The following is a 24,140-nucleotide window of genomic DNA, read 5'->3' on the forward strand; positions in this document are numbered from 1 at the left end:
GCTCCAACAGCCCGGCCGCTGTGGTCCGGCCTGTCGCACCTGCCTCGTCCACCGATCCCAAGGACCGATACGCCATGCCTTTCTCCCGTAGAAACTTCCTCATCGCCACCGGAGTGGCCGCGGCCAGCTCCACCGTCCTCAGCGCATGCAGCAGCGGCGGCGGTGGCGGTGGCGGTGGTGACAAGGGCGCCCCGAACGTCAGCAAGGGCAAGGCCAGCAAGATCGTCATAGGCACCAAGGCCGACTCCGTCGGTCCGGCTCCCGAGGTTCCGGGCGCGGTCAAGGGCGGCACGATCTGGACGATGGACCAGCTCGACTGCGACCACCTGGACCCGGCGCAGATCTGGTCGAGCTACGAGGGCTGGATCACCCCGCTCTTCATGCGCGGCCTGGTCGGCTACAAGGTCTCCGAGGACGGCACCTCCACCCTGGTGGGCGACCTCGCCACCGACGCCGGCACGATGAAGGACGGCGGCAAGACCTGGTCCTTCACGCTGAAGGACGGCGGCAAGTGGGAGGACGGCTCCGACGTCACGATCGAGGACGTCCGCCACACCTTCGAGCGGCTCTTCGCCACCTTCATCACGTACGGTCCGCGCTACCCGCAGCAGTGGCTGGTCGGCGGAAAGGGCTACAAGGGCCCCTACGAGGGCAAGCACCTCGACTCCATCGAGATCAGCGGCAAGACCGTCACCTTCCACCTGAACACGGCCCGCGCCGACTTCAACCTGTGCCTCGGTATGCGCGCCTTCTCTCTCGTGCCCAAGAAGCACGACACCAAGGCGGAGTACGACAAGAAGCCGTTCTCCTGCGGCCCGTACAAGATCGACAGCCGTCAGCCGGGCAAGTCGATGTCGATCTCCCGCAACCCGCACTGGGACCCGAAGACGGACCCGATCCGTAACGCGTACCCCGACAAGTGGCAGCTCCAGTTCGGCTTCCAGCTGCTCGCGTCCACGGACCGCTACATCGCCGACCAGGGCAACGACCAGCACACCGTGTCGATGTTCAACGAGGTCGCCCCCGAGCGCATGCAGAAGGTGCTCGGCGACCCGGCGATGAAGAAGCGTGTCTTCACGCACCTCGACAACGCGACGTACTACTACGCCATCAACACGACGCGGATCAAGGACGTCAAGGTCCGCCAGGCGCTCAACTACGCGTGGCCGTCGCAGCAGTGCCAGCTGATCCGCGGTGGCACCGCGTCCTCCGAGATCGCCACCACGATCATCAGCCCGCTCACCCCGGGCCACACCGACTTCGACCTCTACGGCAAGCGCAAGAAGCCGACCGGGGACCCGGAGAAGGCCAAGGCCATGCTGAAGGAGGCCGGCAAGCTCGGCCAGAAGGTCGTCATCGCCTTCCAGGCGTCGGACTACGCCGTCAAGACGGCCGTGGCCATCAAGAACGCCCTCACCAAGGCGGGCTTCACCCCGATCACCAAGCAGGTCGACAAGACCACCTTCTACACACAGATCGCCCAGATCGACAACACCTACGACATGTTCGCGGCCGGCTGGTCCGCCGACTGGCCGGGCGGCTACACCGCCCTGCAGCCCACCTTCGACGGCCGTGTGATCGCCAACGGCGCCTCGAACTGGCCCCAGCTGAACAACGCGAGCGTCAACAAGGCAATCGACGCGGCGGCCCTGATCACGGACCAGAAGAAGGCCGACGCGGCCTTCGGCGCCATCGACCGCCAGATCATGGAACTGGCGGCCGTCGTCCCGGACTACTGGCCGATCCGTAACTGGTTCCACGGCTCCAAGATCGGCGGTCTGTACTACGACGCCGGCGCGACCGGTATGGCGATCTGCAAGATCTACACCACGGCGTAGTACGTCGTCCGGGGGCGGGCGGCCCGATCGGCTGCCCGCCCCCGGCCCCCGGCCCTCCCCCGCTCCCTACACCTCGGCGACGGCGCCCCACCCGGAAAGTCACGACCCCATGCTTCGATTTCTTCTCCGCCGCGTGACCGGCGCTATCGTCATCCTGCTGGTCATCAGCGCCATCGTCTTCTACCTCTTCTACGCGATCCCCCGTGACCCGGCGCGCATGGCCTGCGGCAAGACCTGCACGCCCGAGCTGCTCACTCAGATCCGGCACAACCTGGGGATAGCCGACCCGATGCCAGTCCAGTACTGGCACTATCTGGTCGGTATCGTCATGGGCCGTGACTACGGCAACTACGGCCACTGCCCGGCCCCTTGCCTCGGTTACTCCTTCACCAACCGCCAGCCCGTCCTCGGCACGATCCTGGACCGGCTGCCGCTGACGATCTCGCTCGCGCTGGGCTCCGCCTTCTTCTTCCTGATCATCGGCGTCGGCGCCGGCATGATCGCCGCCGTCAAGCAGGGCAAGGCGCTCGACAAGATCGCCAGCTCCATCTCGCTGCTCGGATCCTCGCTGCAGATCTACTTCGTCGGCTACATCGCGATGTTCATCCTGGTCCAGCAGATGGGGCTGCTCGACCAGCCCTCGTACACGCCGCTGACGGAGAACCCGGTCAAGTGGGCGTCCGGGCTGCTGCTGCCGTGGCTGGTGCTCTCCATCATCTTCACGGCGAACTACACGCGTATGACCCGCTCGCAGCTGGTCGAACAGCTCACCGAGGACTACGTCCGCACGGCGCGCGCCAAGGGACTCTCCCGGTCTTCGGTCTTCTTCCGCTTCGCGTGGCGCGGTGCCATGGGGCCGATCGTCACCATCTTCGGCATCGACCTGGGCACGCTGATCGGCGGCGCGATCATCACCGAACAGGTCTTCAGCATCCAGGGGATCGGCCGGCTCGCGGTGCAGTCCGTCGACACGAGCGACCTGCCCATGCTCCTGGGCGTCACGCTCGTGGCGGCCGCGGCGATCGTCTTCTTCAACATCTTCGTGGACGCCATCTACGGCCTCATCGACCCGCGGATCCGTCTCGCCTGACCCGCTCCCGCCGTCTCCGCCCCACCCCCGATCCCCGCAACACTTCCTGGAGCGTCCTCGTGACGAGCACCGATCAGCAGCCCTTCCTCTCTGTCAGGGACCTACAGGTCCACTTCTCGACCGAGGACGGCACAGTCAAGGCCGTCGACGGCCTCTCCTTCGACGTGGAGAAGGGCAAGACGCTCGGCATCGTCGGCGAGTCCGGCTCCGGCAAGTCCGTCACCAACCTGACGATCCTGGGCCTGCACGACCGAGAGCGCACCCAGATCAACGGCGAGATCACCCTCGACGGCAAGGAGCTGCTCGGCGCCAGTGAGCGCGAGCTGGAGCAGCTGCGCGGCAACAAGATGGCGATGATCTTCCAGGACGCCCTGGCCTCGCTGTCGCCGTTCCACACCGTCGGCCGGCAGATCGGCGAGACATACCGGAAGCACACCGGTGCCTCCAAGCAGGAGGCCCGGAAGCGGGCGATCGAGATGCTCACCCGGGTCGGCATCCCACAGCCGGACCTGCGGGTCGACGACTTCCCGCACCAGTTCTCCGGCGGTATGCGCCAGCGCGCGATGATCGCGATGGCGCTGGTCTGCGACCCCGAGCTGCTGATCGCCGACGAGCCGACGACCGCGCTGGACGTCACCGTCCAGGCGCAGATCATGGACCTCCTCAAGGACCTCCAGCAGGAGTTCGGCACGGCCATCGTCTTCATCACCCACGACCTCGGCGTGATCGCCGACATCGCGGACGACGTGCTGGTGATGTACGGCGGCCGCTGCGTGGAGCGGGGCACCAAGCGTGAGGTGCTCCGGGCGCCCCAGCACCCGTACACCTGGGGGCTGCTCGGCTCGATGCCGAGCCTGAAGGGTCCGGTCGACATCCCGCTGATGCCGATCCCGGGCTCGCCGCCCAGCCTGCTGAACCCGCCGACGGGCTGCCGCTTCCACCCCCGGTGCACCTTCAAGGACCAGGTCGAGGGCGACATCTGCTCCAGCGAGCGGCCGCCTCTGGAACTCGCCGCGGGGCGCGGTTCCGCCTGTCACCTCAGCCCAGCCCAGAAGAAGGACATCTTCGCCGACCAGATCCAGCCCCGGCTGAGCTGACCCAGAGCCAAAGGGAAACGAACGAACATGACCACCGACACCCCCCTGCTCGAAGTCACCGGCCTGACCAAGTACTTCCCGGTGATGGGCGGATTCCCGTTCAAGCGCAAGGTCGCGGACGTCCAAGCGGTCGACGGCCTCGACTTCGCCGTCCACCAGGGCGAGTCGCTCGGCCTGGTGGGCGAGTCCGGCTGCGGCAAGTCGACCACCGGACGGCTGATAACCCGGCTGATGGAGCCGACGTCCGGCAAGATCACGTACCAGGGCCAGGACATCACGCACGCCTCCCGCAAGGAACTGGCGCCGGTCCGCTCCGAGATCCAGATGATCTTCCAGGACCCCTACTCGTCGCTCAACCCCCGTCAGACCGTCGGCAAGATCGTCGGTGGTCCGATGGAGGTCAACGACATCAACCCCAAGGGCGGCCGGGAGCACCGGATCCGTGAGCTCCTGGAGATCGTCGGTCTCAACCCGGAGCACTACAACCGCTTCCCGCACGAGTTCTCCGGCGGCCAGCGCCAGCGCATCGGCGTCGCCCGCGCCCTCGCCCTGGAGCCCAAGCTCATCGTCGCGGACGAGCCGGTCTCGGCGCTCGACGTCTCGATCCAGGCGCAGGTCGTCAACCTCCTTCAGAAGCTCCAGAAGGAGATGGGGATCTCCTTCCTCTTCATCGCCCACGACCTGGCGATCGTCCGGCACTTCTCGCACCGCGTCGCCGTCATGTACCTCGGCAAGATCGTCGAGATCGCCGACCGCGAGACGCTCTACAGCGCCCCGCGGCACCCGTACACCCGGGCGCTGCTCTCCGCCGTCCCGGAGGCCACGGTCGCCGACGAGGGCACGGAGAAGGAGGACAACCGCATCCGTCTGGTCGGTGACGTCCCGTCGCCGCTGAACCCGCCGAGCGGCTGCCGGTTCCGTACGCGCTGCTGGAAGGCCACCGAGAAGTGCGCCACCGACGAGCCGCCGCTCGTCCAGCTGACGGACAGCAAGCCCGGCCACCTGACGGCGTGCCACTTCCCCGAGGAGCCCACGGCCGCGGCCTGATCGCCTCGCTACGGGCTACGTCCCCTCCCGGCCGCTGACCGGTCCGGCCCGGAGCGCCCAAGCCCCGCCCGGACAGCGCCCCGCACCGCCGTGCGGGGCGCTGCGCTGTGTGCTGTCCTGTGCTGTCGCCGCGCGGCCACCGGCACTGCCCGGCCTCCCCGCTGTACGGCTGACGCGGGCCGCCGCGGCGCTACGTTCCGCAGTCAGAATTCGGACATCGGGGAGATTAGTCGGCGCGGTGTGACGCTCGGTGAAACAGAAAGCCGGGTCATAAAAACGGGCTCAAGCCGGTGCGTGACGGACTCGCTATCCGTTCCGGCGCTATCCGTCCTCGCGCTATCCGTTCCGCGCACCGGGCGTCAGCATCCGGTCCCGCAACTGCCGGAAGGCAGTCAGCCGCGGGCGGACCGGCAGCAGCTCGGCGGCGATGCTCGACTTCCCTGAACTGGACGTCCCGTTCAGGAAGATGACCGTTCCGCCCGGTGCCGGCGGGGTGCGTATCGGACCGTGGTCGTCGATGGTGCCGGTGCCGGTAGCCATCCACTCATCCAACAGGGAGGGCTCAGGCCCCGCAAGCACTCTGTGTTTCGATGACCCGATGACCGCACACGTACGCCTCCGCCGGAACTCCGACCTGGACGCCTGCGTCCGGATCCTCGCCGATGTGCACGCCGGGGACCGCTATCCGCTCCACTGGCCCGCCGACCCCGCCGCCTGGATCACACCGGACGGCCTGCTCGGCGCCTGGGTGGCCGAACTCGACGGCGAGGTGGCCGGGCACGCGGTGCTGTCGCCGGGTGAGAAGGCGGGCACCTGCGAGGTGAACCGGCTGTACGTCTCCCCGGCCGCACGCGGCCACCGCATAGGTGAGCTGCTGATGGCCCGTCTCACCGGTGCGGCAAGGGAATCGGGGCTGCGCCCGCTCCTGGACGTGGTCACCACCAACACCACGGCGATCGCGCTGTACGAGCGGCTGGGATGGACCCGGACGGCCACCGTGCACGCGTACTGGACCCCGGACCCGGCGGTGATGATGCACCAGTACCGCGGCCCGGCCTGACGGCGGTCCCGGACGGAGGCCGCCGGGGCCGAAGCTGCCTGGATCGCTCTCGCTACCCTTCGCGCAGGGACTGGCTCCCGGCGGTACGGGAAGGCGGCGGGCCAGGAACGCCGACTGCGTTCCGGTGGTCGGTACGGCGGTGGGCGGAGGCGGTAATGGGTGCGACAGCCGGCTGTGGGCGGGTTCTGCTGGTGGACGACGACATCTCGATCCGGCGGTCGCTGGGGCGCGGCCTGCGGTTGAACGGGTTCACCGTCGACCTGGCGGACGGTGGCCGGAGCGCGCTGGCCAAGGTGGCGGACGAGGCTCCGGATGTCGTGGTCCTGGATATCTCGATGCCCGGCCTCGACGGCATCGGGGTCTGCCGCCACCTGCGGGCCGCCGGCAACGACATACCGGTGCTGATGCTTTCCGCCCTGGACGAGGTGGCGGACCGGGTGGCAGGGCTTCAGGCCGGCGGAGACGACTACCTGGTCAAGCCGTTCGCCCTGGATGAGCTGGTACTGCGACTGCACGCGCTGCTTCGCCGCCGGCCGCCCGCCGCCACCGGCTCCGTACGCGTCGGTGGCCTGCTGCTCGATGCCGCGGCGCGCACCGCCAGTCTGGACGGCAGGCCGGTGGAGCTGACCCGGCGAGAGTTCGAACTGCTCGAAGTCCTGGCCCGCAACGCCGGTCTGGTCCTCTCCCGCGAACAGCTGCTGGACCGGGTGTGGGGCTACGACTTCGAGGTCCGCAACGACGCGGTGGACACCTTCGTCAGCTATCTGCGCCGCAAGCTGGAAGCGGGCGCACGCCCTCGCATCGTGCACACCGTGCGTGGCGTCGGCTTCGTGCTGCGCGATGACGGGATGGGCGGGAGCAGCGGGAGCAGCGGGAGCAGCGGGAAGAGGTACGGGTCGTGAGGTTGTCCACCCGCATCGCGATCGTGGTGGGGGCTGTGGTGCCCCTCCTGGTGGCGGCAGCGGGCTGGGTGCTGGTGGGCCTGGTCAGCAGGGATCTGCACACGCAGGCCGACCGCCTGCTCGACAAGCGTGCGCACAGTGTCGCGTCGGCGGCACGCGGTCTGCTCCGCGCCACCTCCAAGGACCACCCGCGCGCCGAACAGGCCCGCCAGCACACGCTGTTCACCTCGGCTCTGGACATCGGTATCCGCCTGACCGGCCCGGACGGCACCGTCATGGACGGCCCGCAACCCGGCCCCGCCGTGCACCTGCCGACCCGGACAGGCCATCCCGTCACGGTCCGCTCCCGCGGCAGGACATGGCGCGCCCTGACGGTCCCCGTGGCCGACCCCCAGGACGGCGTCCGGGGAACGCTGTGGCTCTTCTCGCCCGAGGCCGCGAGCCAGGGGCAGCTCCAGCTCGTACGCAGCCGGGTGATCACCGTCTCGCTGCTCGCCGCACCACTGTCCGCAGCCCTGGCGTGGGCCCTGGCTGCCGGAGCGGCGCGACCGCTGCGGCGCCTGCAGCAGCGCACCAGCGGCCTGGACCCGCATACCAGTGCGGCCCGCCTGGAGCACACGCCGACCCGGATCACCGAAGTCGACGACCTCGCGCGCACGCTCCAGACGTTTCTCGCACGCTACGACGAACAAGCGGCCCGCACCGCTGAGGCACTGGCCACCGCGCGTTCGTTCTCCGCCGCCGCGTCCCACGAGCTGCGGACCCCGCTGATGAGCATGCAGACCAACCTCGACATCCTCGACGCCTTCCAGGACCTCGATCCCACCGACCGTGCCGAGACCGTGGCGGAACTACGGCGGGGGCACGCACGGTTGCTGGGGCTGCTGTTGATGCTGCGGGCTCTCGCTCAGGGAGACCTGGTCGGGGCGGACGCGTTCACTCCGGTCGACCTGGCCGAGCTGGCCGACGCGGCCGTGTCCGACCTGCGCCGCACACATCCCGACGCGGAGGTGACGTTCGAGAGCGATCCGGGTCTGACGGTGCAGGGATGGCAGCCCGGGCTGCGTTCACTGCTGGACAATCTGCTCGCCAACGCCCTGGCGCACGGCCGGTCCGCGGACGGCAGCGCACACGTGGCCGTGGCGCTGCGGGCAGCCGGTGACAGCGGCGCCCCGACGGTCGTTCTCACGGTGGACGACCAGGGGACAGGCGTGCCGCCCGAGCAGCGGAAGGCGATCTTCCAGCGCTTCCACCGCCGCTCCGACAGCCCGGGGTCGGGTCTGGGCCTGACGTTGGTCGCCCAGCAGATCGACCTGCACCACGCGGGTCTTCAGGTGCTGGAAGGCCCCGCCGGCCGCGGGGCCCGGTTCGAGATCACCTTCTCCCTCGCCCGCCCCGACGGGCCCGGCGCGGTGGTGCCGCAGCGCCGGGACTGGTTGTCGGGCAGCACCACGGCGAGATCGGGAGCCGGCTGATCCGGCTCACAAAGAAACCACAAGAACGGCTCCTACCTTCACTCTCACGCAGCCCGCCGCTGTGTCCCACACCTGGGGCGGGCTCAGCCGTATCCGGGCAGTTGAAGAGAGTGGAGCCATCTCATGCAGCGTCGCACAGCAACCATGACCGCGGCCTTCGCCGGCCTCGTCCTCGCCGCGACGGCAGCCGCGGCGCCCTCGTACGCCGCCGACAGCACGGCCCCCGCCAGGACGGGCTCCGCCGCCGCACACGCCAAGGGCCCCAAGGGTGACGGGGCGAAGAAGCTCTGCCGTCGGGTCCCCAAGCTGGAGAAGCGGATCGACAGGCGGCTGAAGCGGATGGAGGGCCCCGTCGGCACCCGCGGTTCCCTCGCGTACCTGGAACAGCGCATCGCCGACGCCAAGAAGGCCGATGACACAGCCATCGCCAAGTTTCTCGGCGACCGCCTCACCGCCCGCGAGGGGCTTCTGAACACCCTCAAGGAGAAGCAGCCCGACCTCAAGTCCGTCGCCACCTGGTGCGCGGCGAACAACGGCGGCGCGAAGGACAAGGCGGCACCCACCGCATGAACCGCCGACGTCTGTCCGTACTGGTGACGGCTGCCGCCGTCGCGGCGCCGCTCCTGGCCACCACGGCCTGCTCGTCCGCTGCCACGCCGGGCAAGGCGGCCCCGGCCGCATCCAGCAGCAGCTCCCCGGCCGCTCCGGACCAGCTCCCGCAGATGCAGAAGAAGGTCGACGACGCCGAGCACGCCGTCGCTTCGGCCGACGCCAACGGCGACGCCGACAACTCCGGAAACTGACACCTGCCGCATCACCCGGACACGACGACGGCCTGTGTGCCCCTCACCGGGGTCACACAGGCCGTCGTCACGCGGGCGCTACGGCAAAGCAGGTGTCAGCGCTTGGCGCGCGAGGCGCTGCGGCCGCGCTCCTTCTGGTCCAGGACGACCTTGCGGATACGCACGGTCTCCGGGGTCACCTCGATGCACTCGTCGTCGCGGCAGAACTCCAGCGACTGCTCCAGCGACAGCTTCCTGGCCGGCACCACGTTCTCCGTGGTGTCCGCGGAGGCGGCACGCATGTTGGTGAGCTTCTTCTCCTTGGTGATGTTCACGTCCATGTCGTCGGCGCGCGAGTTCTCGCCGATGATCATGCCCTCGTAGACCTCCGTGGTGGCCTCCGTGAAGATGACACCGCGCTCCTGGAGGTTGACCATCGCGAACGGCGTCACGACGCCCGCGCGGTCCGCGACCAGCGAACCGTTGTGGCGGGTGCGCAGGTCACCGAACCACGGCTCGTGGCCCTCGAAGATCGAGTGCGCGATGCCGGTGCCACGGGTCTGGGTGAGGAACTCCGTACGGAACCCGATCAGGCCGCGGGACGGCACGATCCACTCCATGCGGACCCAGCCCGAACCGTGGTTCGTCATGGTCTCCATACGGCCCTTGCGGGTCGCCATCAGCTGGGTGATGGCGCCGAGGTGCTCCTCGGGCGAGTCGATCGTCATGCGCTCGATCGGCTCGTGCGTCTTGCCGTCGATCTGCTTGGTGACGACCTCCGGCTTGCCGACGGTCAGCTCGAAGCCCTCGCGGCGCATCTGCTCGACCAGGATGGCCAGCGCGAGCTCACCACGGCCCTGGACCTCCCAGGCGTCGGGGCGCTCGGTGTCCAGGACGCGGAGCGAGACGTTACCGACCAGCTCACGGTCCAGACGGTCCTTGATCTGCCGGGCGGTGACCTTGTGGCCCTTGCCGCCCTTGCCGACCAGCGGCGAGGTGTTCGCACCGATGGTCATCGAGATGGCCGGCTCGTCCACGGTGATCAGCGGCAGCGCGATCGGGTTCTCCGGGTCGGCCAGCGTCTCGCCGATCATGATGTCCGGGATACCGGCGATGGCGCAGATGTCGCCCGGACCGGCCTTCTCGGCCGGCTTGCGGGTGAGCGCCTCGGTCATCAGCAGCTCGGTGATGCGGACGTTGGAGATCGTGCCGTCCCGCTTGATCCACGCGACGGTCTGGCCCTTGCGCAGCTCGCCCTGCTCGACGCGGCAGAGCGCGATACGGCCGAGGAAGTTGTCCGCGTCGAGGTTGGTGACGTGCGCCTGGAGCGGGGCGTCCGCGTCGTACTCCGGCGCCGGGACGCTGGAGAGGATCGTGGAGAAGAACGGCTCCAGGTTGTCGCTGTCCTGCGGGACGGTGCCGTCCTCGGGCTTGGTCAGCGAGGCGACGCCGTCACGGGCGCACGCGTAGACGATCGGGAACTCGATCTGGTCCTCGTCGGCGTCCAGGTCCAGGAAGAGGTCGTACGTCTCGTTGACGATCTCGTCGATCCGGGAGTCCGGGCGGTCCGTCTTGTTCACGCAGAGGATGACCGGCAGCTTGGCGTCCAGGGCCTTGCGGAGCACGAAGCGGGTCTGCGGCAGCGGTCCCTCGGAGGCGTCGACGAGGAGAACGACCGCGTCCACCATCGAGAGACCGCGCTCGACCTCACCGCCGAAGTCGGCGTGGCCGGGGGTGTCGATGATGTTGATCGTGATGACGTCGCCGCCATCCTTGGGGTGGTACTTCACGGCCGTGTTCTTGGCCAGGATCGTGATGCCCTTCTCACGCTCCAGGTCGTTCGAGTCCATCATGCGGTCGTCGAGGTGCTCGGCGGCGTGCGCGGCGAAGGCGCCGGCCTGCTTGAGCATGGCGTCGACCAGGGTGGTCTTGCCGTGGTCGACGTGGGCGACGATGGCTACGTTACGGATGTCGTGGCGCGTGGGCATGGGTGGCTTGCGCTTCTCTCAGCTCGTGGGATGCGGCGTCTGTCCTGGTACGCCCGCCGGGCGGACGCGCCACGGCCAGTCCCATGGTACGGGGCCTGCGCGCCCGGGGCTTCCCGGGCGACGCCTACCGGCCCCCCGCCCTTGCGTACCAAGGGTCGTGCGGGGGCGGGACCGGTCTCGCCGGCCGGCCTGCGGCGCGGAACACCAGCTTGCCCGCCGACAGGGCCGGCGGGCAAGTGGAGGCGCTGGGTCCGGATCCCGGCCAGGGCTTGCGATCACCGCCATGACCTGCGGCGATCCGGGATTACGGCAGGGCTACGAGGTCGGTCCCGGTAGATGCTCAGGACCTCTTGGCGGACTTCAGGAAGCCGATGTCCTGATAGTCGGGGGTGGCGAAACCGAAGGCTCCGGCGTTCGCGACGCCCCGCTTCGCCGCGACGAGTTCCGGGCGCTGATAGAGCGGAATCGATCCTGCGGTGGCCCAGATATGGGCGTCGGCCTGCTTCACCAGGTCCCGTGCGGCCTTCTCGTTCAGCTCGCCGGACGCGCGGTCGAAGAGCTGGTCGATGCGCTCGGTGCCGACCCGGGTGTAGTTCTGGTCGACCATGAGCGAGCCGTCGGACGCGACAGCGGGCTTGGCGTAGATCGGCCGGGCGTCGGTGGCCGGGTAGGCGGTGGCGGGCCAGGAGTAGATGGCCAGGTCGTAGTCGCCGGACGCGATGTGATCCTTGAAGTAACCGGCGCTGTCGACCTTGCTGACCACCGTACGGATACCGACCGCGTCCAGCTCCTGGGTGATCTTGGCGCCGACGCTGTTGATCACCTCCGAGCCGGGTCCCGACGGCAGCACGAGGCGCAGGGTCAGCGACTTGCCGTTCTTGCCGAGCGCCGCGGCCGGTGCGGCGGCGGCCGGGGCCGCGGTGCCCTTGGGGGCGTACGCGCCTGCCACCTGGTGCTTCTCGTCGCCGTTCGCGGCACCGGACTTCGAGTCACCGCCGGCCTTCGAGTCGTCGCCCGGCTTCGATTCGTCGCCGGCCTTCGAGTCGTCGAGGAAGCCCTCCGCGGGCTTCCCGGCCGCCTGGGGCTTCGCGGAGTCCTGCGACTGGGCGGACTCCTGGGGCTTCGCGGACTCCTGCGGCCTGCCCGACGCGGCAGGCTGGCCCGAGGCCTCCGGCTTGCCGGACTCCGCGGGCTTGCCGGATGCGTCCGGCTTGCTGCCCGCCTTGGTGCCCTGGTCCGTCTCCCGCGCGCCCTGGGCCGTCCAGCCCGCGTCGGCCAGCAGCGCCTGGGCCTGCCGGGGGTCATGGCCGCCGACGGCCCCGCTGTTGTCCGCGTAGTCCTCCTGGCCCGCCAGCGCCAGATGGCTGCCGGGCGGCAGGGCGGGCAGCCCGAGCGGCTTGAGTACGTCGGACGCGATCTCCTTGCGGTCCAGCGCCCTGGCGACCGCCCTGCGCACCCGCTCGTCCTGGAGCGGGCCTGAACTGCCGTTCATGGCCAGCTGGGTGTAGGCCGGACCCAGGGACTTGCGGACCACATAGCCGTGCAGGGCCGCCTGCTGCCGCGCGTACTCCTGGCGGTCCTTGCGGGTCTGCTCGGCGGCCCTGCTCGCGGCCTCCTGGGCCTGCGGGCCGTCCGCGCCGTGCGCCGCCGCCCAGTTCAGCAGGGCGTCGGCGGGCTGCACATCGCTGCCGGGGCCGTGGGTCAGCGGCTGTCCGTTGCTGCCGTCCTTGTCCGCGAGGGTGATCCGGCCGGCACCCTGTCCGTCGATGTCCGCCAGGTCCAGGGAGCCCGCCGTGAGAGCCGCGGTGCGCTCCTCGGCCGGTACGGCGGTCAGCACGAGCGAGTCGAGCTTGGCCTCCCGCCCCCACCAGTGCGGGTTGCGGACCAGCTTGACCTGCTTGTCGTCCGCGTCCACGCTCTTGATGGCGAACGGCCCCGCCGTCGCCGCGAGCGTCTTGCGCGCCCCGTCGTTGAAGGTGTCCGGGGTGCTCATGACCTCCTTCGGATACAGCGGCGTGAAGAGCGAACGCCAGTCCGCGTACGGCTTGTTGAAGGTGACCTGGACCTCCAGGTCGTTCTTGCCCTTCTCGATCTTCTCGATCCGGTCGTACCCGGCGTTGCGCGCGGTCCAGAACCCCGAGTCCCTGCCGCTGAGCGCCCGCCACTGGGCCACGAAGTCGGGCGCCCCGATCTCCCGGCCGTTGCTCCAGACCGCCTTCTGGTTGATCCGGTAGCGGACCACCTGCTTCGGTTCCTTCTTGATGACGTCGGCCGACTCCAGGTAGTCGCCGTTGAGCTTCGGCCGCCCCGAGCGGTCGAGCGTGAACAGCGAGGGCAGCGTCGCGCCCGCGATCCGCGAGGTGGACGCGTCGGCGTCGGCCTGGAAGGAGTTCAGGGTGGCGGGCATCGCGTCGACCGCCCAGCGCAGGGTGCCGCCGTCGGCGACCCGGGCCCGCGACGCCGTCGCGATGTCCGGCCCCACCGTCTTCGCGTTACTGCTGTGGTCATCACTCGAACCGCACCCGGCCAGCACGGGCAGCGCGAGTACACCGGTGGCGAGGAGCGCGACGCTGCGACGCTTCGCTCTCCCGTGTGGGACGCCGACGTGGGACATGGCTGATACCTCCGGGGCCGACCCCGCTCAGTCCTGCTGGGATTGAACGTGAATCTTCGGGTTTGGTGGCATTTCATGTTGATCACACCTATGACCCCTTCACTGAAGGGGAGGCCCCGAGCCGTCCGTGGGAGACACGGCGGGACACCGCCCGAACCCCACCCGTGCGGAGCAATCGCGGTGTTCTCAAGGGCCACCGGGGCCATGAGGGGAGGCTCGTGCGGGCCGCGCCGAGCCATGAGGGGGCGCTCGCACGCGCCGCGCGCCGCCGGGGCGCACCCCTGGCTCCGGCGGATCCGTCCGTATCCCTTCACAAGCGTGATGTGACGCGCGACACTCTCCGACGCGCGATCGTTTGCCGTCCGCACCGGCGGAAGTGAGGCAAGTCATGCCCCTGCACGACGATTTGACCGCTGCACAGCGCTCTCTCGATGAGCTGGTCCGCTCGCTCGGCCTGCTGGAGGAGCGGCTCGGCAGCGGCCTGGAGGTCCGCCGGGTCCGTACGGACGCCGGCCATCTGCGCGAGAGCCTCGCCCTGCTGCGTGCAGCCGTACCGGCCGCGTACCCCGCGGCCGGACCCGATCTGGTCACCATCTCCGACGCCCCGTACGACGCGGCCCTCTGGTCGTCCGCCGCGTCCTCCGCGGCCGGCGACTACGTGGACGACGAGGGGATCGGCGCTCGCGACCGGCACGCCCCCTGACCCCAGATCGGCCGACGAAGTGGAGTCCCCGTTGGCAACAGGTACGGAACCCCGGCCCCGCTCCGGCACGGGCGTGCACGACGCGTCGCGCGCCGCCATCGCCGCCCGCCATCTGCGGACCGACCGCTGGTGGCTCTCACCCGCGGCGACCGCCGCCGGACTGCTCGCCTTCGTCGTCTACTCGACCTGGCGGGCCTTCGCGAACGCCGACTACTACACGGCGCCCTACGTCTCGCCCTTCTACTCCCCCTGCCTGGCGCAGAAGTGCGTGCCCATGCGGCACGGACCGAACTGGGACCTCTTCGGCAGCTGGTGGGGCATCTCCCCCGCCATTCTGATCCTGATCTTCCCGCTGGGCTTCCGGCTGACCTGCTACTACTACCGCAAGGCCTACTACCGGGGCTTCTGGGCGTCCCCGCCGGCCTGCGCGGTCGCCGAACCGCACAAGAAGTACAGCGGCGAGACCCGCTTCCCGCTGATCATGCAGAACATCCACCGGTACTTCTTCTACGCGGCCGTGATCATCGCCGGGATCCTGACGTACGACACGGTGATGACCTTCCGCGACGAGCGGTACCACTGGGGCCATATGGGCCTCGGCTCCGTGGTCTTCCTGGTCAACGCCGCACTGATCTGGGCGTACACCGCCTCCTGCCACTCCTGCCGGCACATCGTGGGCGGCCGGCTGAAGCACTTCTCCCGGCATCCGGTGCGCTACCGGCTCTGGGGCTGGGCCAGTGCGCTGAATGCCCGTCATATGCAGCTCGCCTGGGCTTCGTTGGTCAGCATCGCGGTCGCCGACTTCTACGTCTATCTGGTCGCTTCCGGTGTCTTCGACGATCCGAGGTTCTTCTAGATGAGGTTTTTTGCATGACGACTCAGCTCGACCGGCAGCAGTGGGACGTCGTGGTCGTGGGCGCGGGCGGCGCCGGGCTGCGCGCCGCCATCGCCGCCCGCGAACAGGGCGCCAGGACGGCCGTGATCTGCAAGTCGCTCTTCGGCAAGGCCCATACGGTCATGGCCGAGGGCGGGATCGCGGCCTCCATGGGCAATGTGAACTCGGGTGACAACTGGCAGGTGCACTTCCGCGACACCCTGCGCGGCGGGAAGTTCCTCAACCAGTGGCGGATGGCCGAGCTGCACGCCCAGGAGGCCCCCGACCGGGTCTGGGAGCTGGAGACCTGGGGCGCGCTCTTCGACCGCACACCCGAGGGGAAGATCTCCCAGCGCAACTTCGGCGGCCACGAGTACCCGCGCCTCGCGCATGTCGGCGACCGTACCGGCCTGGAGCTCATCCGCACCCTCCAGCAGAAGATCGTCTCGCTCCAGCAGGAGGACGCGCGCGAATTCGGCGACCCCGAGGCGCGGTTGAAGGTCTTCCAGGAGTGCACGGTCACCCGGATCCTCACCTCCGCGCCGGACGGCGCCTCCCCCACGACCGCCTCCTCGACGGCCGTGCCGGACAGCGGCCCCGCCACGGGCGAGCGGGTCGCGGGCACCTTCTGCTACCAGCGCGAGTCGGGCCGGTTCTTCGTCCTGGAAGCGCCCAGCGTGGTCCTCGCCACCGGCGGCATCGGCAAGTCCTTCAAGGTCACGTCGAACTCCTGGGAGTACACCGGCGACGGTCACGCGCTGGCGCTGCTGGCGGGCGCGCCACTGCTGAACATGGAGTTCGTGCAGTTCCACCCGACCGGGATGATCTGGCCGCCCTCGGTGAAGGGTCTCCTTGTCACCGAGTCGGTGCGCGGCGACGGCGGGGTGCTGCGCAACAGCGAGGGCAAGCGGTTCATGTTCGACTACATCCCCGATGTCTTCAAGGAGAAGTACGCGGAGTCCGAGGAGGAGGGCGACCGCTGGTACGAGGACCCGGACAGCAACCGCCGCCCGCCCGAGCTGCTGCCGCGCGACGAGGTGGCCCGCGCCATCAACTCCGAGGTCAAGGCGGGCCGCGGCTCACCGCACGGCGGGGTCTACCTCGATGTGTCGACGCGGATGTCCGCCGAGGTCATCAAACGCCGGCTGCCGTCGATGTACCACCAGTTCAGGGAGCTGGCCGATGTCGACATCACCGCGGAGGCGATGGAGGTCGGCCCCACCTGCCACTACGTGATGGGCGGGATCGCGGTCGACTCCGAGACCGCGGCCGCGCTCGGTGTGCCGGGACTCTACGCGGCGGGCGAGGTCGCGGGCGGGATGCACGGGTCCAACCGGCTCGGCGGGAACTCCCTCTCCGACCTGCTGGTCTTCGGCCGCCGCGCCGGGCTCCACGCGGCGCGGCACTCGGCGTCGCTCACCGTACGGCCGCAGGTCGACGAGGACCGGATCGACGCGGCGGCCGCCGAAGCACTGCGGCCCTTCAGCGCAGAGCCCGACGTCGAGAGCCCCGGGGCCGAGTCGGCAGCGGCGGAGAATCCGTACACCCTCCACCAGGAGCTCCAGCAGACCATGAACGACCTGGTCGGCATCATCCGCCGCGAGGCCGAGATGGAACAGGCCCTGGAGAAGCTGGCGGCGCTGCGGGTACGGGCCCGCCGGGCCGGGGTCGAGGGACACCGGCAGTTCAACCCGGGCTGGCACCTCGCCCTGGATCTGCGGAACATGCTGCTGGTCAGCGAGTGCATCGCGCGCGCCGCGCTGGAGCGGACCGAGAGCCGCGGCGGGCACACCCGCGAGGACTGGCCCGACATGGACCGCGGCTGGCGCGGGATCAATCTGCTGTGCCGGCTGGCCGGCCCGGCGGTGGCCGATCCGGCCCCGGCCGAGCCGGACGCGGGCCAGATCGTGCTGGTCCGCAAGCAGACCGTGCCGATCCGTCAGGACCTGCTCGCCCTCTTCGAGCGGGATGAGCTGGTCAAGTACCTCGCCGAAGAGGAGTTGTACGAGTGAGTTCGTACGAAGCACGCTTCAGGGTCTGGCGCGGGGACACGGACGGCGGGGAGCTGCGGGACTTCACCGTCGAGGTGAACGACGGCGAGGTGGTCCTCGACATCATCCACCGCATCCAGGCGACCCAGGCGTCCGATCTGGCGGTGCGCTGGAACTGCAAGGCCGGCAAGTGCGGTTCGTGCAGCGCGGAGGTCAACGGGCGGCCGAGGCTGATGTGCATGACGCGGATGTCCGTCTTCGCGCGGACGGACACGGTCACGGTGACCCCGCTGCGGGCCTTCCCGGTCGTCCGGGACCTGGTGACGGATGTGTCCTTCAACTACGCGAAGGCCCGGGAGGTGCCGGCGTTCGTACCGCCGGAGGGGGTGAAGCCGGGCGAGTACCGGATGCAGCAGATGGATGTGGAGCGCTCGCAGGAGTTCCGCAAGTGCATCGAGTGCTTCCTCTGCCAGGACACCTGCCATGTGGTGCGCGACCACGAGGAGAACAAGGCGGCCTTCGCCGGTCCGCGGTTCCTGATGCGGGTCGCCGAGCTGGACATGCATCCGCTGGACGCCGCGGCCGAGGCGGGGCTCGACCGGAAGCGGACCGCACAGGAGGAGCACGGTCTTGGCTACTGCAACATCACCAAGTGCTGCACGGATGTCTGCCCGGAGGGCATCAAGATCACCGACAACGCCCTGATCCCCCTGAAGGAGCGGGCCGTCGACCGGAAGTACGACCCGCTGGTCTGGCTGGGGAACAAGATCGGCCGCCGCCGCGAGTGAGTGCGGTCCGGGCCGGTGCCCCCGCCCGCCCCGCTCCGGCACCCTCAGCTCCAGCCCTTCCTTCCGGTACGCCGTCACTTCCAGCCTTCCGGTACGCCGTCAGCTCCAGCCCCTCCGGTACGCCGTCCAGTCGGCCTCCGTCGCCGCGAAGTCGACGTACAGCGCGACCCCGAAGTGCTCCCGGTCGTGGTCCTGCCTGCCGAGCGCGAGCCGCACCCCGCGCACCGCTGCCGCGACCGTCTCCGCGGACGCCAGGTGACCGGGCTTGGTCTCGTGGTAGAAGGGCAGCCCCATCAGCAAGTCGGTTGATTGCGGGGTGACTTCGAGGGCCAGCGTGGTCTGCTCGGCGACATAGCCGCCGTACAGGCTCTGGAGCGGCTGCGCGGTGTCGTACGACATGACGGCGATCTGGTCCACCCGGCGGGCCACCTCGCCGAAGAACTTCTGCGACCAGTACTTGGGGTGCCCGGTGAGCGTGCCCGCGACGCTGTGCAGGGCGGGCAGCGGGTCTATCTGGTGGGAGGCGACCGAGAGCAGCACGCCCCGGTCCCTGGTGAGTGCGCTCAGCCGGTCGAGGAGCGCCAGGTAGTCGCGGTCGCCCGAGTGCAGTGGCTCCAGGTCGAAGTGCGTCCCCTCGAAGCCCGCGTCGATGACCCCGCGCGCGGAGTCCACGATCGCGCTGCGGGACGCGGCCCGGGTGAGGTCGAGTCCTTCCGGGCCCTCGGTGGCCAGCTCGTCGCCGAGCCAGGCCTGGACGCGTACGCCGGGGAGCTCGCGGTGCACGGCGCCGATGAGCCACTTCGCCCTGGTGTAGCGGGCGGGCGGCAGGGTGCCGTCGTGCTCCAGGGGCCCCGCGTGCACATAGAGGTCCCGCAGACCGGTCCCCCGCAGCCGGGCCGCGAGCGCGTCCACGTCGGCGTCCTTCTTCCGGCCGTCGACCCAGGCGTGGCCGAGCCAGATGGCGTCCCGGCCGCGGGTGCGGGTGCCGTCGCGGTAGTCGCCCGCGTAGTTCGCGCGCAGCGCGATGCCCGCGGTGAGCGCGGGGACGAGGAGGAGTACGGCGACCCCGAGTGCGGTCCGCTTCAGCCAGGTGAGCCAGGTGCGGCGCGGTCCTCGCGGCGTTCTTCCGCTCCGGACGCCCCATTTCCGGACTGCCCCGTTCCGGACTGCCCCGTTCCGGACTCCCCAGTTCCGGACGTCGAAGTGTCGTACCTGCACCCATGCCCCCCACGAGCTCGTACGGTAGGCCCCACAGAGTAGCTGCGGTCGCGGGGCACCCAGTACGGCCATACGCTCCCAAATGTGACGCCGTACGAGCCCTCCGCCCGGCCGCACGCCGCCGTCATCGCCACGCTGGCCGCGGCGCTCACGGCGGTGCTCCTGCTGGCGGCCCCGGCACCGGCGGCGCACGCGGCCGACCCGCCCGTCCTCTCGGCGAACGGGCAGATCACCGACCAGGTCAATGCCCTCGGCGACCGTAAGGGCGAGGTGGCGCGCGCCCTCGACGCGCTGTACGAGAAGCGGCACATCCAGCTCTTCGTCGTCTACGTCAAGGACTTCTCCGGGCGACCCGCGCAGGACTGGGTACGGGCCACGGCGACCCGTAACGGCCTCGGCCAGGACGACATCCTGCTGGCGGTCGGCACGCAGGCGCGCCAGTACGCGTACACGGGACAGAGCGGCACCACCAAGTTCAGCAACGCCCAGCTGCAGGCCGTCGCCCGTACGGCCATCGATCCGCCGCTCGCCCAGCACGACTGGGCGGGCACCGCGATCGGCGCCGCGAACGGATACAGCGCGATCGTCGCCGGGCAGCCCGTGCCCACCCCGGCCATCACTCCGGGTGCCTCCGATCCCGGCGGCCACAGCACCGTCGGCATGGGCAACGGCGCCCTGCTGGTGCCTCTCGCGCTGGTGGTCGTGGTCGGCGGCCTGGCGATCTACGCGTACACCCGCAGAAGGCGGCGCGCCGAGACCAGGACCACCCCGGCGGGCAGCGCGCAGCAGCAGGGCTGGAGCGGTACCGAGGGGATCGCACTGGCACAGCTCGAAACGGAGGCCGGGAAGCTGCTGGTCGGGACGGATGACGCGGTCCGGACGAGTACGGAGGAACTCGGCCTGGCCGTCGCCCGGTTCGGGGAAGGGGCTGCGGAGCCGTACACGGCGGCGCTGACGTATGCCAGGACCGAGCTGGCCACGGCGTTCCGGCTGCGCCAGCAGCTCGACGACTCGTATCCCGAGGACGAAGCGGCCCGGCGGCAGATGCTGGAGGAAATCGTCGCGCGGTGCACGGAAGCCGGCCGGCGCCTCGACGAGGAGTCGGACGACTTCGACCGGCTGCGCGCCCTGGAAACGGAAACCCCCGAGGCGCTGGCAGCGGCGGAGACGGCCTTCCGGGCGGCGGCTGGACGTACCGGAGCAGCCGAGTCCACCCTGACCGCGCTGCGTGAGCGGTACGCGGAACCGGCGTCCGCACCGGTCGCCGGGAACGTCGAACAGGCCAAGGACCGGCTGCTCTTCGCGACCAACGGCCTCAACCGGGCCCGGCAGGCGACGGACACCGGGGAGCACGCGGAGGCCGCGCTGTACGTACGGGCCGCGGAGAGCGCGGTGGGCCAGGCGGCCACGCTCATCGACGCGGTCGACCGGCTGGCCCGGGAGGTGGCCGAGGCGGAGGTCCGGCTGACCGGTGCGCTCACCGAGACGGATGCGGACCTGACGGAGGCCCGCGCCCTGCCGGGGGCCACCGCGGCCGGGGCCGCCGGGGCCGATCTGCAGAGCCGGATCGCGCGCGCCGAGACGGTCACGGCGGGCGTACGGCAGGAACAGTCGGCGGGCCCGTACGACCCGGTCGACGCGCTGCGCCGGGTCGGGGAGGCCGACGTGTCACTGGACAAGGCGCTGGCGGGCGGTACACCCGGCGCGGGCCCCCGCCGGGCAGCCGAACTCCTCGAAGCGGCCACGCTGACGGCGCGCTCCAGGACCGGGGCCGCGGCCGACTACACCACGACCCGCCGCGGCGCGGTCGGCAGCCAGGCCCGCACCCGGCTGGCGGAGGCCGAGCGCCACCTGGAGGAGTCCGCCACCCTGGCCGCCGCCGAGCCCCGGCGGGCCCTCTCCAGCGCCCAGCAGGCCGACGCGCTGGCGGGACAGGCCCAGTACCTGGCCGAACAGGACGTACGGACCTACGGAACCCGGCCCGGCGGTGACCCGGGCGGCGCGGTACTCGGCGGCATCGTCCTCGGCGGCCCGCTCGGGGCGGGCGGCGCCCCGGGCCGCTTCGGCGGCGCCGGAACCCGCGGCCGGATGAACCGCGGCCTCTGATCAGGCGCGCAACTCGCCATTTTTGACAGCGGAGACGAACGACGCCCAGCCGCCCGTCCCGAACGGGATCACGGGTCCGTGCGGGTTCTTGCTGTCCCGGACGGGAACGACGGCGACGAAGTCATCAGCGACCTCCAGGCACTGGCCGCCATCCTGGTTGCTGTAGCTGCTCTTGCGCCAAGTCACTGCGGTCAGGTCGAGGGATCGCACGGTACTTCCTCCAGAGTGCGCAGAATGAACTTCCGCGACTCGGCCGGTGAGAGAGCCAGGTCGCGTACCGAATCGTACGCACGTTGCAGCCGCTCGACCGGGGCACTTTCCTCGATGAGTTCTCCCCTGTACCCATTTTCGGCGTAGGCCACCGTACGTCCCTCGGGCAGGCGGAGAAACATCACATCGGTGTTGGTGAGCCCGTGCAGTCCTGTCCCGAACGGCGCTACCTGCACGGTCACTTCGTCTCTGTCCCCAACCTCCAGCAGATACTCCAACTGCTGCCGCCACTGACTCGGATCTCTCAGCGGCGTCCGCAACACTGCCTCCGACAGAATGGTCCGGAACTGCGGTGGGTCTTCACCGGCCAGCAGTTCCCGCCGCCCCATCCGCGCCTCAACCTGTTGGTCCAGGGCCTCGCCCTTGATGCCGCCCGCCGCCAGCACCTCCCGCGCGTACCCCGGCGTCTGCAACAGCCCAGGCAGGACGCTCACAGCAAAGTGCCACAGGCTGCTCGCATCCGACTCCAGGGCCATGTACTGCCGGTACCGCTCACGGAACTGCGTACGGTCCCTCATCGCCAGCTCCCACAGGACGAGCAACATCCCCTGCGTGCCGAAGTAGTGGTCCAATGCCTGGGCCACCTCGGGCCCGCCCAGGGTCTCGCCCTTCTCCATCTTGCCGAAGAGCGAATAGTCCCAGCCGACCCGCTCACCGAGCTGCCGCAGACTGACCCCGCGTTCGACACGCAGTTTCCGTAACTCCTCCGCGAACCGCTGACGCGGCTCCTGGCTGCGGCTGGTGACGAGGCGTCGCTGCGGCATGGCGCTCCTTCCGGGGCGCCCGTCCCGCTCGGACGGTTCTTCCCGTAACGCCCCCGCTACGCACCGTAGTTCATCGCAGGTGAGCCCGTCAGCGGAACCGCACAGCGAAGGCGATGAGCAGGAGCACGCACACCGCTATGCACGCGCCCCCGGCGACCGCCCACACCGCCCTCAGCCGGGGCTGGCCGCGCCACCAGTTCTGCACCGTGGGCGTACTCCACGCCCAGACCACGCACAGCAGGGAGGCCATCACCGCGCCCAGCACGCACACCCCGTTCCATCCGGCGTGCGAGTGGGCCGCGCCGACCAGGGCCGAGCCGAGCGCGCCGCCGACGAAGTAGCACGTCATGTACGCGGAGGTGATGCGGCCACGGGAATCCGGCCGCAGGGCGTAGATCAGCGACTGGTTGGTGATGTGTACGCCCTGGTGCGCCAGGTCGAGCAGCACGATCCCGGCGATCAGCGCAGCCAGGCTGTGGGCCCCCAGCGCCAGCAGCCCCCAGGAGCCGAGCAGCAGCAGCGCGCTCGCCACCGTGGTCAGGGTGGTCCTTCCGCGGTCGGCCAGCCGGCCGGCCAGCTGAGCGGCGATCGCGCCTGCCGCGCCGGCCAGGCCGAGCAGCCCGATCTCGGCGTCCGACCAGCCGTAGCCGGGTCCGGAGAGCAGGAAGGCGAGGGACGTCCAGAGCGCGCTGAAGCAGGCGAAGGCCAGCAGGCCGATCAACGCCCTTGTCCGCAGCACCGGTTCGTCCGCCAGCAGCCGGGCGGTGGAGCGCAGCAGCTGCCCGTAGTTGAGACCGGCGGATCCCCGGTACTGCGGGAGCGCCCGGTGGAGTGCCGCGGTCAGGACGAGCATCGCCAGGGCGGCGGCCCAGTACACCGTGCGCCAGCCGCCGATCTCGGCCAGCGCGCCGGACGCGGTGCGGGCGAGCAGCATGCCCAGGACCAGGCCGCTCATCACCGTTCCCACGGCGCGACCGCGCTGGTGCGGGGCGGCCAGGTCCGCGGCGAACGGCACCAGGACCTGCGCCGTCACCGACAGCAGGCCGGTGAGTGCGGTACCGGCCAGGAGCAGTCCGGTGTTCGGCGCGATCGCGGTCAGGACCAGCGAGCACGCCGTCGCCAGGGTCAGGCCGCACACCAGTCGGCGGCGTTCCAGCAGGTCGCCCAGCGGGAGCAGCAGGACGAGCCCCAGGGCGTAGCCGATCTGGGAGACCGTCACCACGAGCGAGGCGCCGGTGGCCGACAGGTGCAGATCGCGGGCGATGGTGTCGAGCAGCGGCTGTGCGTAGTAGTTGCTCGCCACGCACAGTCCCACGGCCACGGACATCAGCAGGAGCGTGCCGCGTCCCGCGCCGTCGGCGGTGTCCGTGCCCGGACGGAGGTCCGGGGCGTCCGAAGGGGACAGCGGCTGGGGGGACGGGGAGGAGGCTGGGGAGGGGGCCACGTCCGTTTCCTTCCGGGAGTGCTCGTACGCGGGCCCTCTCGGAGCACCTGCGGAGCGGGGCGGTTACGGCTCCTGTTCATGCTGGCTGA

At 70.2% G+C, this 24,140-nt stretch carries 21 protein-coding genes; 14 read left to right on the forward strand and 7 right to left on the reverse strand.

Annotation, left to right across the window (positions count from 1 at the left end; genetic code table 11):
* Positions 1 to 74 precede the first annotated feature (74 nt).
* From OG210_RS08080 to OG210_RS08095, 4 genes are all read left to right on the forward strand, one after another.
* Positions 75 to 1,838 carry an ABC transporter substrate-binding protein gene (locus OG210_RS08080; protein WP_328331051.1) on the forward strand — a complete coding sequence of 588 codons (1,764 nt, stop codon included), beginning with the start codon at positions 75 to 77 and terminating at the stop codon, positions 1,836 to 1,838.
* Between the two features lie 109 nt (positions 1,839 to 1,947).
* Complete coding sequence (locus OG210_RS08085) at positions 1,948 to 2,928, forward strand: ABC transporter permease (protein WP_328331049.1); 981 nt, start codon at positions 1,948 to 1,950, stop codon at positions 2,926 to 2,928.
* A gap of 59 nt (positions 2,929 to 2,987) precedes the next feature.
* A complete protein-coding gene (locus OG210_RS08090; protein ID WP_328331047.1) occupies positions 2,988 to 4,025 on the forward strand; it encodes an ABC transporter ATP-binding protein in 1,038 nt (345 codons plus the stop codon).
* 27 nt (positions 4,026 to 4,052) lie between these two features.
* Positions 4,053 to 5,072, forward strand: coding sequence for a dipeptide ABC transporter ATP-binding protein (locus OG210_RS08095; RefSeq protein ID WP_328331045.1), 1,020 nt, complete (start codon positions 4,053 to 4,055; stop codon positions 5,070 to 5,072).
* A 336-nt stretch (positions 5,073 to 5,408) separates the two neighbouring features.
* Here OG210_RS08095 and OG210_RS08100 read toward each other — a convergent pair whose 3' ends face one another.
* A complete protein-coding gene (locus OG210_RS08100) occupies positions 5,409 to 5,612 on the reverse strand; it encodes a hypothetical protein (RefSeq protein WP_371535527.1) in 204 nt (67 codons plus the stop codon).
* Positions 5,613 to 5,670: 58 nt separating this feature from the next.
* Between OG210_RS08100 and OG210_RS08105 the strand changes: the two genes are divergently transcribed.
* From OG210_RS08105 to OG210_RS08125, 5 genes are all read left to right on the forward strand, one after another.
* Entirely contained in the window at positions 5,671 to 6,132 is a 462-nt protein-coding gene (locus OG210_RS08105) for a GNAT family N-acetyltransferase (protein ID WP_328331042.1), read from the forward strand.
* Between the two features lie 155 nt (positions 6,133 to 6,287).
* Positions 6,288 to 7,034 (forward strand): response regulator transcription factor, encoded by a 747-nt coding sequence (locus OG210_RS08110; protein WP_371535530.1) that lies wholly within the window; start codon positions 6,288 to 6,290, stop codon positions 7,032 to 7,034.
* Positions 7,031 to 8,509: a HAMP domain-containing sensor histidine kinase gene (locus OG210_RS08115; RefSeq protein ID WP_328331038.1), complete on the forward strand. Its 1,479-nt coding sequence runs from the start codon at positions 7,031 to 7,033 to the stop codon at positions 8,507 to 8,509. The genes OG210_RS08110 and OG210_RS08115 overlap by 4 nt, the downstream gene beginning before the upstream one ends.
* 123 nt (positions 8,510 to 8,632) lie before the next feature.
* Positions 8,633 to 9,079: a hypothetical protein gene (locus OG210_RS08120; protein WP_371535533.1), complete on the forward strand. Its 447-nt coding sequence runs from the start codon at positions 8,633 to 8,635 to the stop codon at positions 9,077 to 9,079.
* Complete coding sequence (locus OG210_RS08125; RefSeq protein ID WP_328331033.1) at positions 9,076 to 9,312, forward strand: hypothetical protein; 237 nt, start codon at positions 9,076 to 9,078, stop codon at positions 9,310 to 9,312. Before OG210_RS08120 ends, OG210_RS08125 begins: the two co-directional genes overlap by 4 nt.
* Positions 9,313 to 9,407: 95 nt before the next feature.
* Here the strand turns inward: OG210_RS08125 and typA are convergent, their stop codons facing one another.
* Entirely contained in the window at positions 9,408 to 11,279 is a 1,872-nt protein-coding gene (typA, locus tag OG210_RS08130; protein WP_328331031.1) for a translational GTPase TypA, read from the reverse strand.
* A 340-nt stretch (positions 11,280 to 11,619) separates the two neighbouring features.
* A complete protein-coding gene (locus OG210_RS08135; protein WP_371535537.1) occupies positions 11,620 to 13,893 on the reverse strand; it encodes an ABC transporter substrate-binding protein in 2,274 nt (757 codons plus the stop codon).
* A 388-nt stretch (positions 13,894 to 14,281) separates the two neighbouring features.
* Here OG210_RS08135 and OG210_RS08140 point away from each other — a divergent pair, with 388 nt between their 5' ends.
* Genes OG210_RS08140 through OG210_RS08155 form a run of 4 tightly spaced genes read left to right on the forward strand, consistent with a single transcriptional unit; the run spans position 14,282 to position 18,249 of the window.
* Positions 14,282 to 14,596: a hypothetical protein gene (locus OG210_RS08140; protein ID WP_327295463.1), complete on the forward strand. Its 315-nt coding sequence runs from the start codon at positions 14,282 to 14,284 to the stop codon at positions 14,594 to 14,596.
* Between the two features lie 31 nt (positions 14,597 to 14,627).
* Positions 14,628 to 15,452 carry a hypothetical protein gene (locus OG210_RS08145; protein WP_328331027.1) on the forward strand — a complete coding sequence of 275 codons (825 nt, stop codon included), beginning with the start codon at positions 14,628 to 14,630 and terminating at the stop codon, positions 15,450 to 15,452.
* Positions 15,453 to 15,466: 14 nt separating this feature from the next.
* The gene (locus OG210_RS08150; protein ID WP_328331025.1) at positions 15,467 to 17,482 is read left to right on the forward strand and encodes a fumarate reductase/succinate dehydrogenase flavoprotein subunit; all 2,016 of its coding nucleotides are present in this window, start codon (positions 15,467 to 15,469) and stop codon (positions 17,480 to 17,482) included.
* Positions 17,479 to 18,249, forward strand: a complete 771-nt coding sequence (locus OG210_RS08155) for a succinate dehydrogenase/fumarate reductase iron-sulfur subunit (RefSeq protein ID WP_328331023.1) — start codon at positions 17,479 to 17,481, stop codon at positions 18,247 to 18,249. The genes OG210_RS08150 and OG210_RS08155 overlap by 4 nt, the downstream gene beginning before the upstream one ends.
* Positions 18,250 to 18,348: 99 nt before the next feature.
* On the opposite strand, the gene OG210_RS08160 is transcribed toward OG210_RS08155, so the two are convergent.
* Entirely contained in the window at positions 18,349 to 19,467 is a 1,119-nt protein-coding gene (locus OG210_RS08160) for a hypothetical protein (protein ID WP_328331021.1), read from the reverse strand.
* Between the two features lie 84 nt (positions 19,468 to 19,551).
* On the opposite strand from OG210_RS08160, the gene OG210_RS08165 reads away from it, so the two are divergent.
* Entirely contained in the window at positions 19,552 to 21,573 is a 2,022-nt protein-coding gene (locus OG210_RS08165) for a YgcG family protein (protein ID WP_371535544.1), read from the forward strand.
* Here OG210_RS08165 and OG210_RS08170 read toward each other — a convergent pair whose 3' ends face one another.
* The 3 genes from OG210_RS08170 to OG210_RS08180 all read right to left on the reverse strand — a co-directional run bounded on the left by OG210_RS08170 (position 21,574) and on the right by OG210_RS08180 (position 24,051).
* The gene (locus tag OG210_RS08170; protein ID WP_328331019.1) at positions 21,574 to 21,783 is read right to left on the reverse strand and encodes a DUF397 domain-containing protein; all 210 of its coding nucleotides are present in this window, start codon (positions 21,781 to 21,783) and stop codon (positions 21,574 to 21,576) included.
* Positions 21,765 to 22,607, reverse strand: a complete 843-nt coding sequence (locus OG210_RS08175; protein ID WP_328331017.1) for a helix-turn-helix transcriptional regulator — start codon at positions 22,605 to 22,607, stop codon at positions 21,765 to 21,767. The genes OG210_RS08170 and OG210_RS08175 overlap by 19 nt, the downstream gene beginning before the upstream one ends.
* An 88-nt stretch (positions 22,608 to 22,695) precedes the next feature.
* Positions 22,696 to 24,051: an MFS transporter gene (locus OG210_RS08180; protein ID WP_328331015.1), complete on the reverse strand. Its 1,356-nt coding sequence runs from the start codon at positions 24,049 to 24,051 to the stop codon at positions 22,696 to 22,698.
* Between the last annotated feature and the right edge of the window lie 89 nt (positions 24,052 to 24,140).

Source organism: Streptomyces sp. NBC_00466 (assembly GCF_041433995.1).
Lineage (GTDB): Bacteria > Actinomycetota > Actinomycetes > Streptomycetales > Streptomycetaceae > Streptomyces.

Coding starts and splice junctions, on each gene's coding strand:
- OG210_RS08080 (WP_328331051.1), top strand. CDS start 75: ATGCCTTTCTCCCGTAGAAACTTCCTCATCGCCACCGGAGTGGCCGCG.
- OG210_RS08085 (WP_328331049.1), top strand. CDS start 1,948: ATGCTTCGATTTCTTCTCCGCCGCGTGACCGGCGCTATCGTCATCCTG.
- OG210_RS08095 (WP_328331045.1), top strand. CDS start 4,053: ATGACCACCGACACCCCCCTGCTCGAAGTCACCGGCCTGACCAAGTAC.
- OG210_RS08100 (WP_371535527.1), bottom strand. CDS start 5,612: ATGGCTACCGGCACCGGCACCATCGACGACCACGGTCCGATACGCACC.
- OG210_RS08105 (WP_328331042.1), top strand. CDS start 5,671: ATGACCGCACACGTACGCCTCCGCCGGAACTCCGACCTGGACGCCTGC.
- OG210_RS08110 (WP_371535530.1), top strand. CDS start 6,288: ATGGGTGCGACAGCCGGCTGTGGGCGGGTTCTGCTGGTGGACGACGAC.
- OG210_RS08120 (WP_371535533.1), top strand. CDS start 8,633: ATGCAGCGTCGCACAGCAACCATGACCGCGGCCTTCGCCGGCCTCGTC.
- OG210_RS08125 (WP_328331033.1), top strand. CDS start 9,076: ATGAACCGCCGACGTCTGTCCGTACTGGTGACGGCTGCCGCCGTCGCG.
- typA (WP_328331031.1), bottom strand. CDS start 11,279: ATGCCCACGCGCCACGACATCCGTAACGTAGCCATCGTCGCCCACGTC.
- OG210_RS08135 (WP_371535537.1), bottom strand. CDS start 13,893: ATGTCCCACGTCGGCGTCCCACACGGGAGAGCGAAGCGTCGCAGCGTC.
- OG210_RS08140 (WP_327295463.1), top strand. CDS start 14,282: ATGCCCCTGCACGACGATTTGACCGCTGCACAGCGCTCTCTCGATGAG.
- OG210_RS08150 (WP_328331025.1), top strand. CDS start 15,467: ATGACGACTCAGCTCGACCGGCAGCAGTGGGACGTCGTGGTCGTGGGC.
- OG210_RS08175 (WP_328331017.1), bottom strand. CDS start 22,607: ATGCCGCAGCGACGCCTCGTCACCAGCCGCAGCCAGGAGCCGCGTCAG.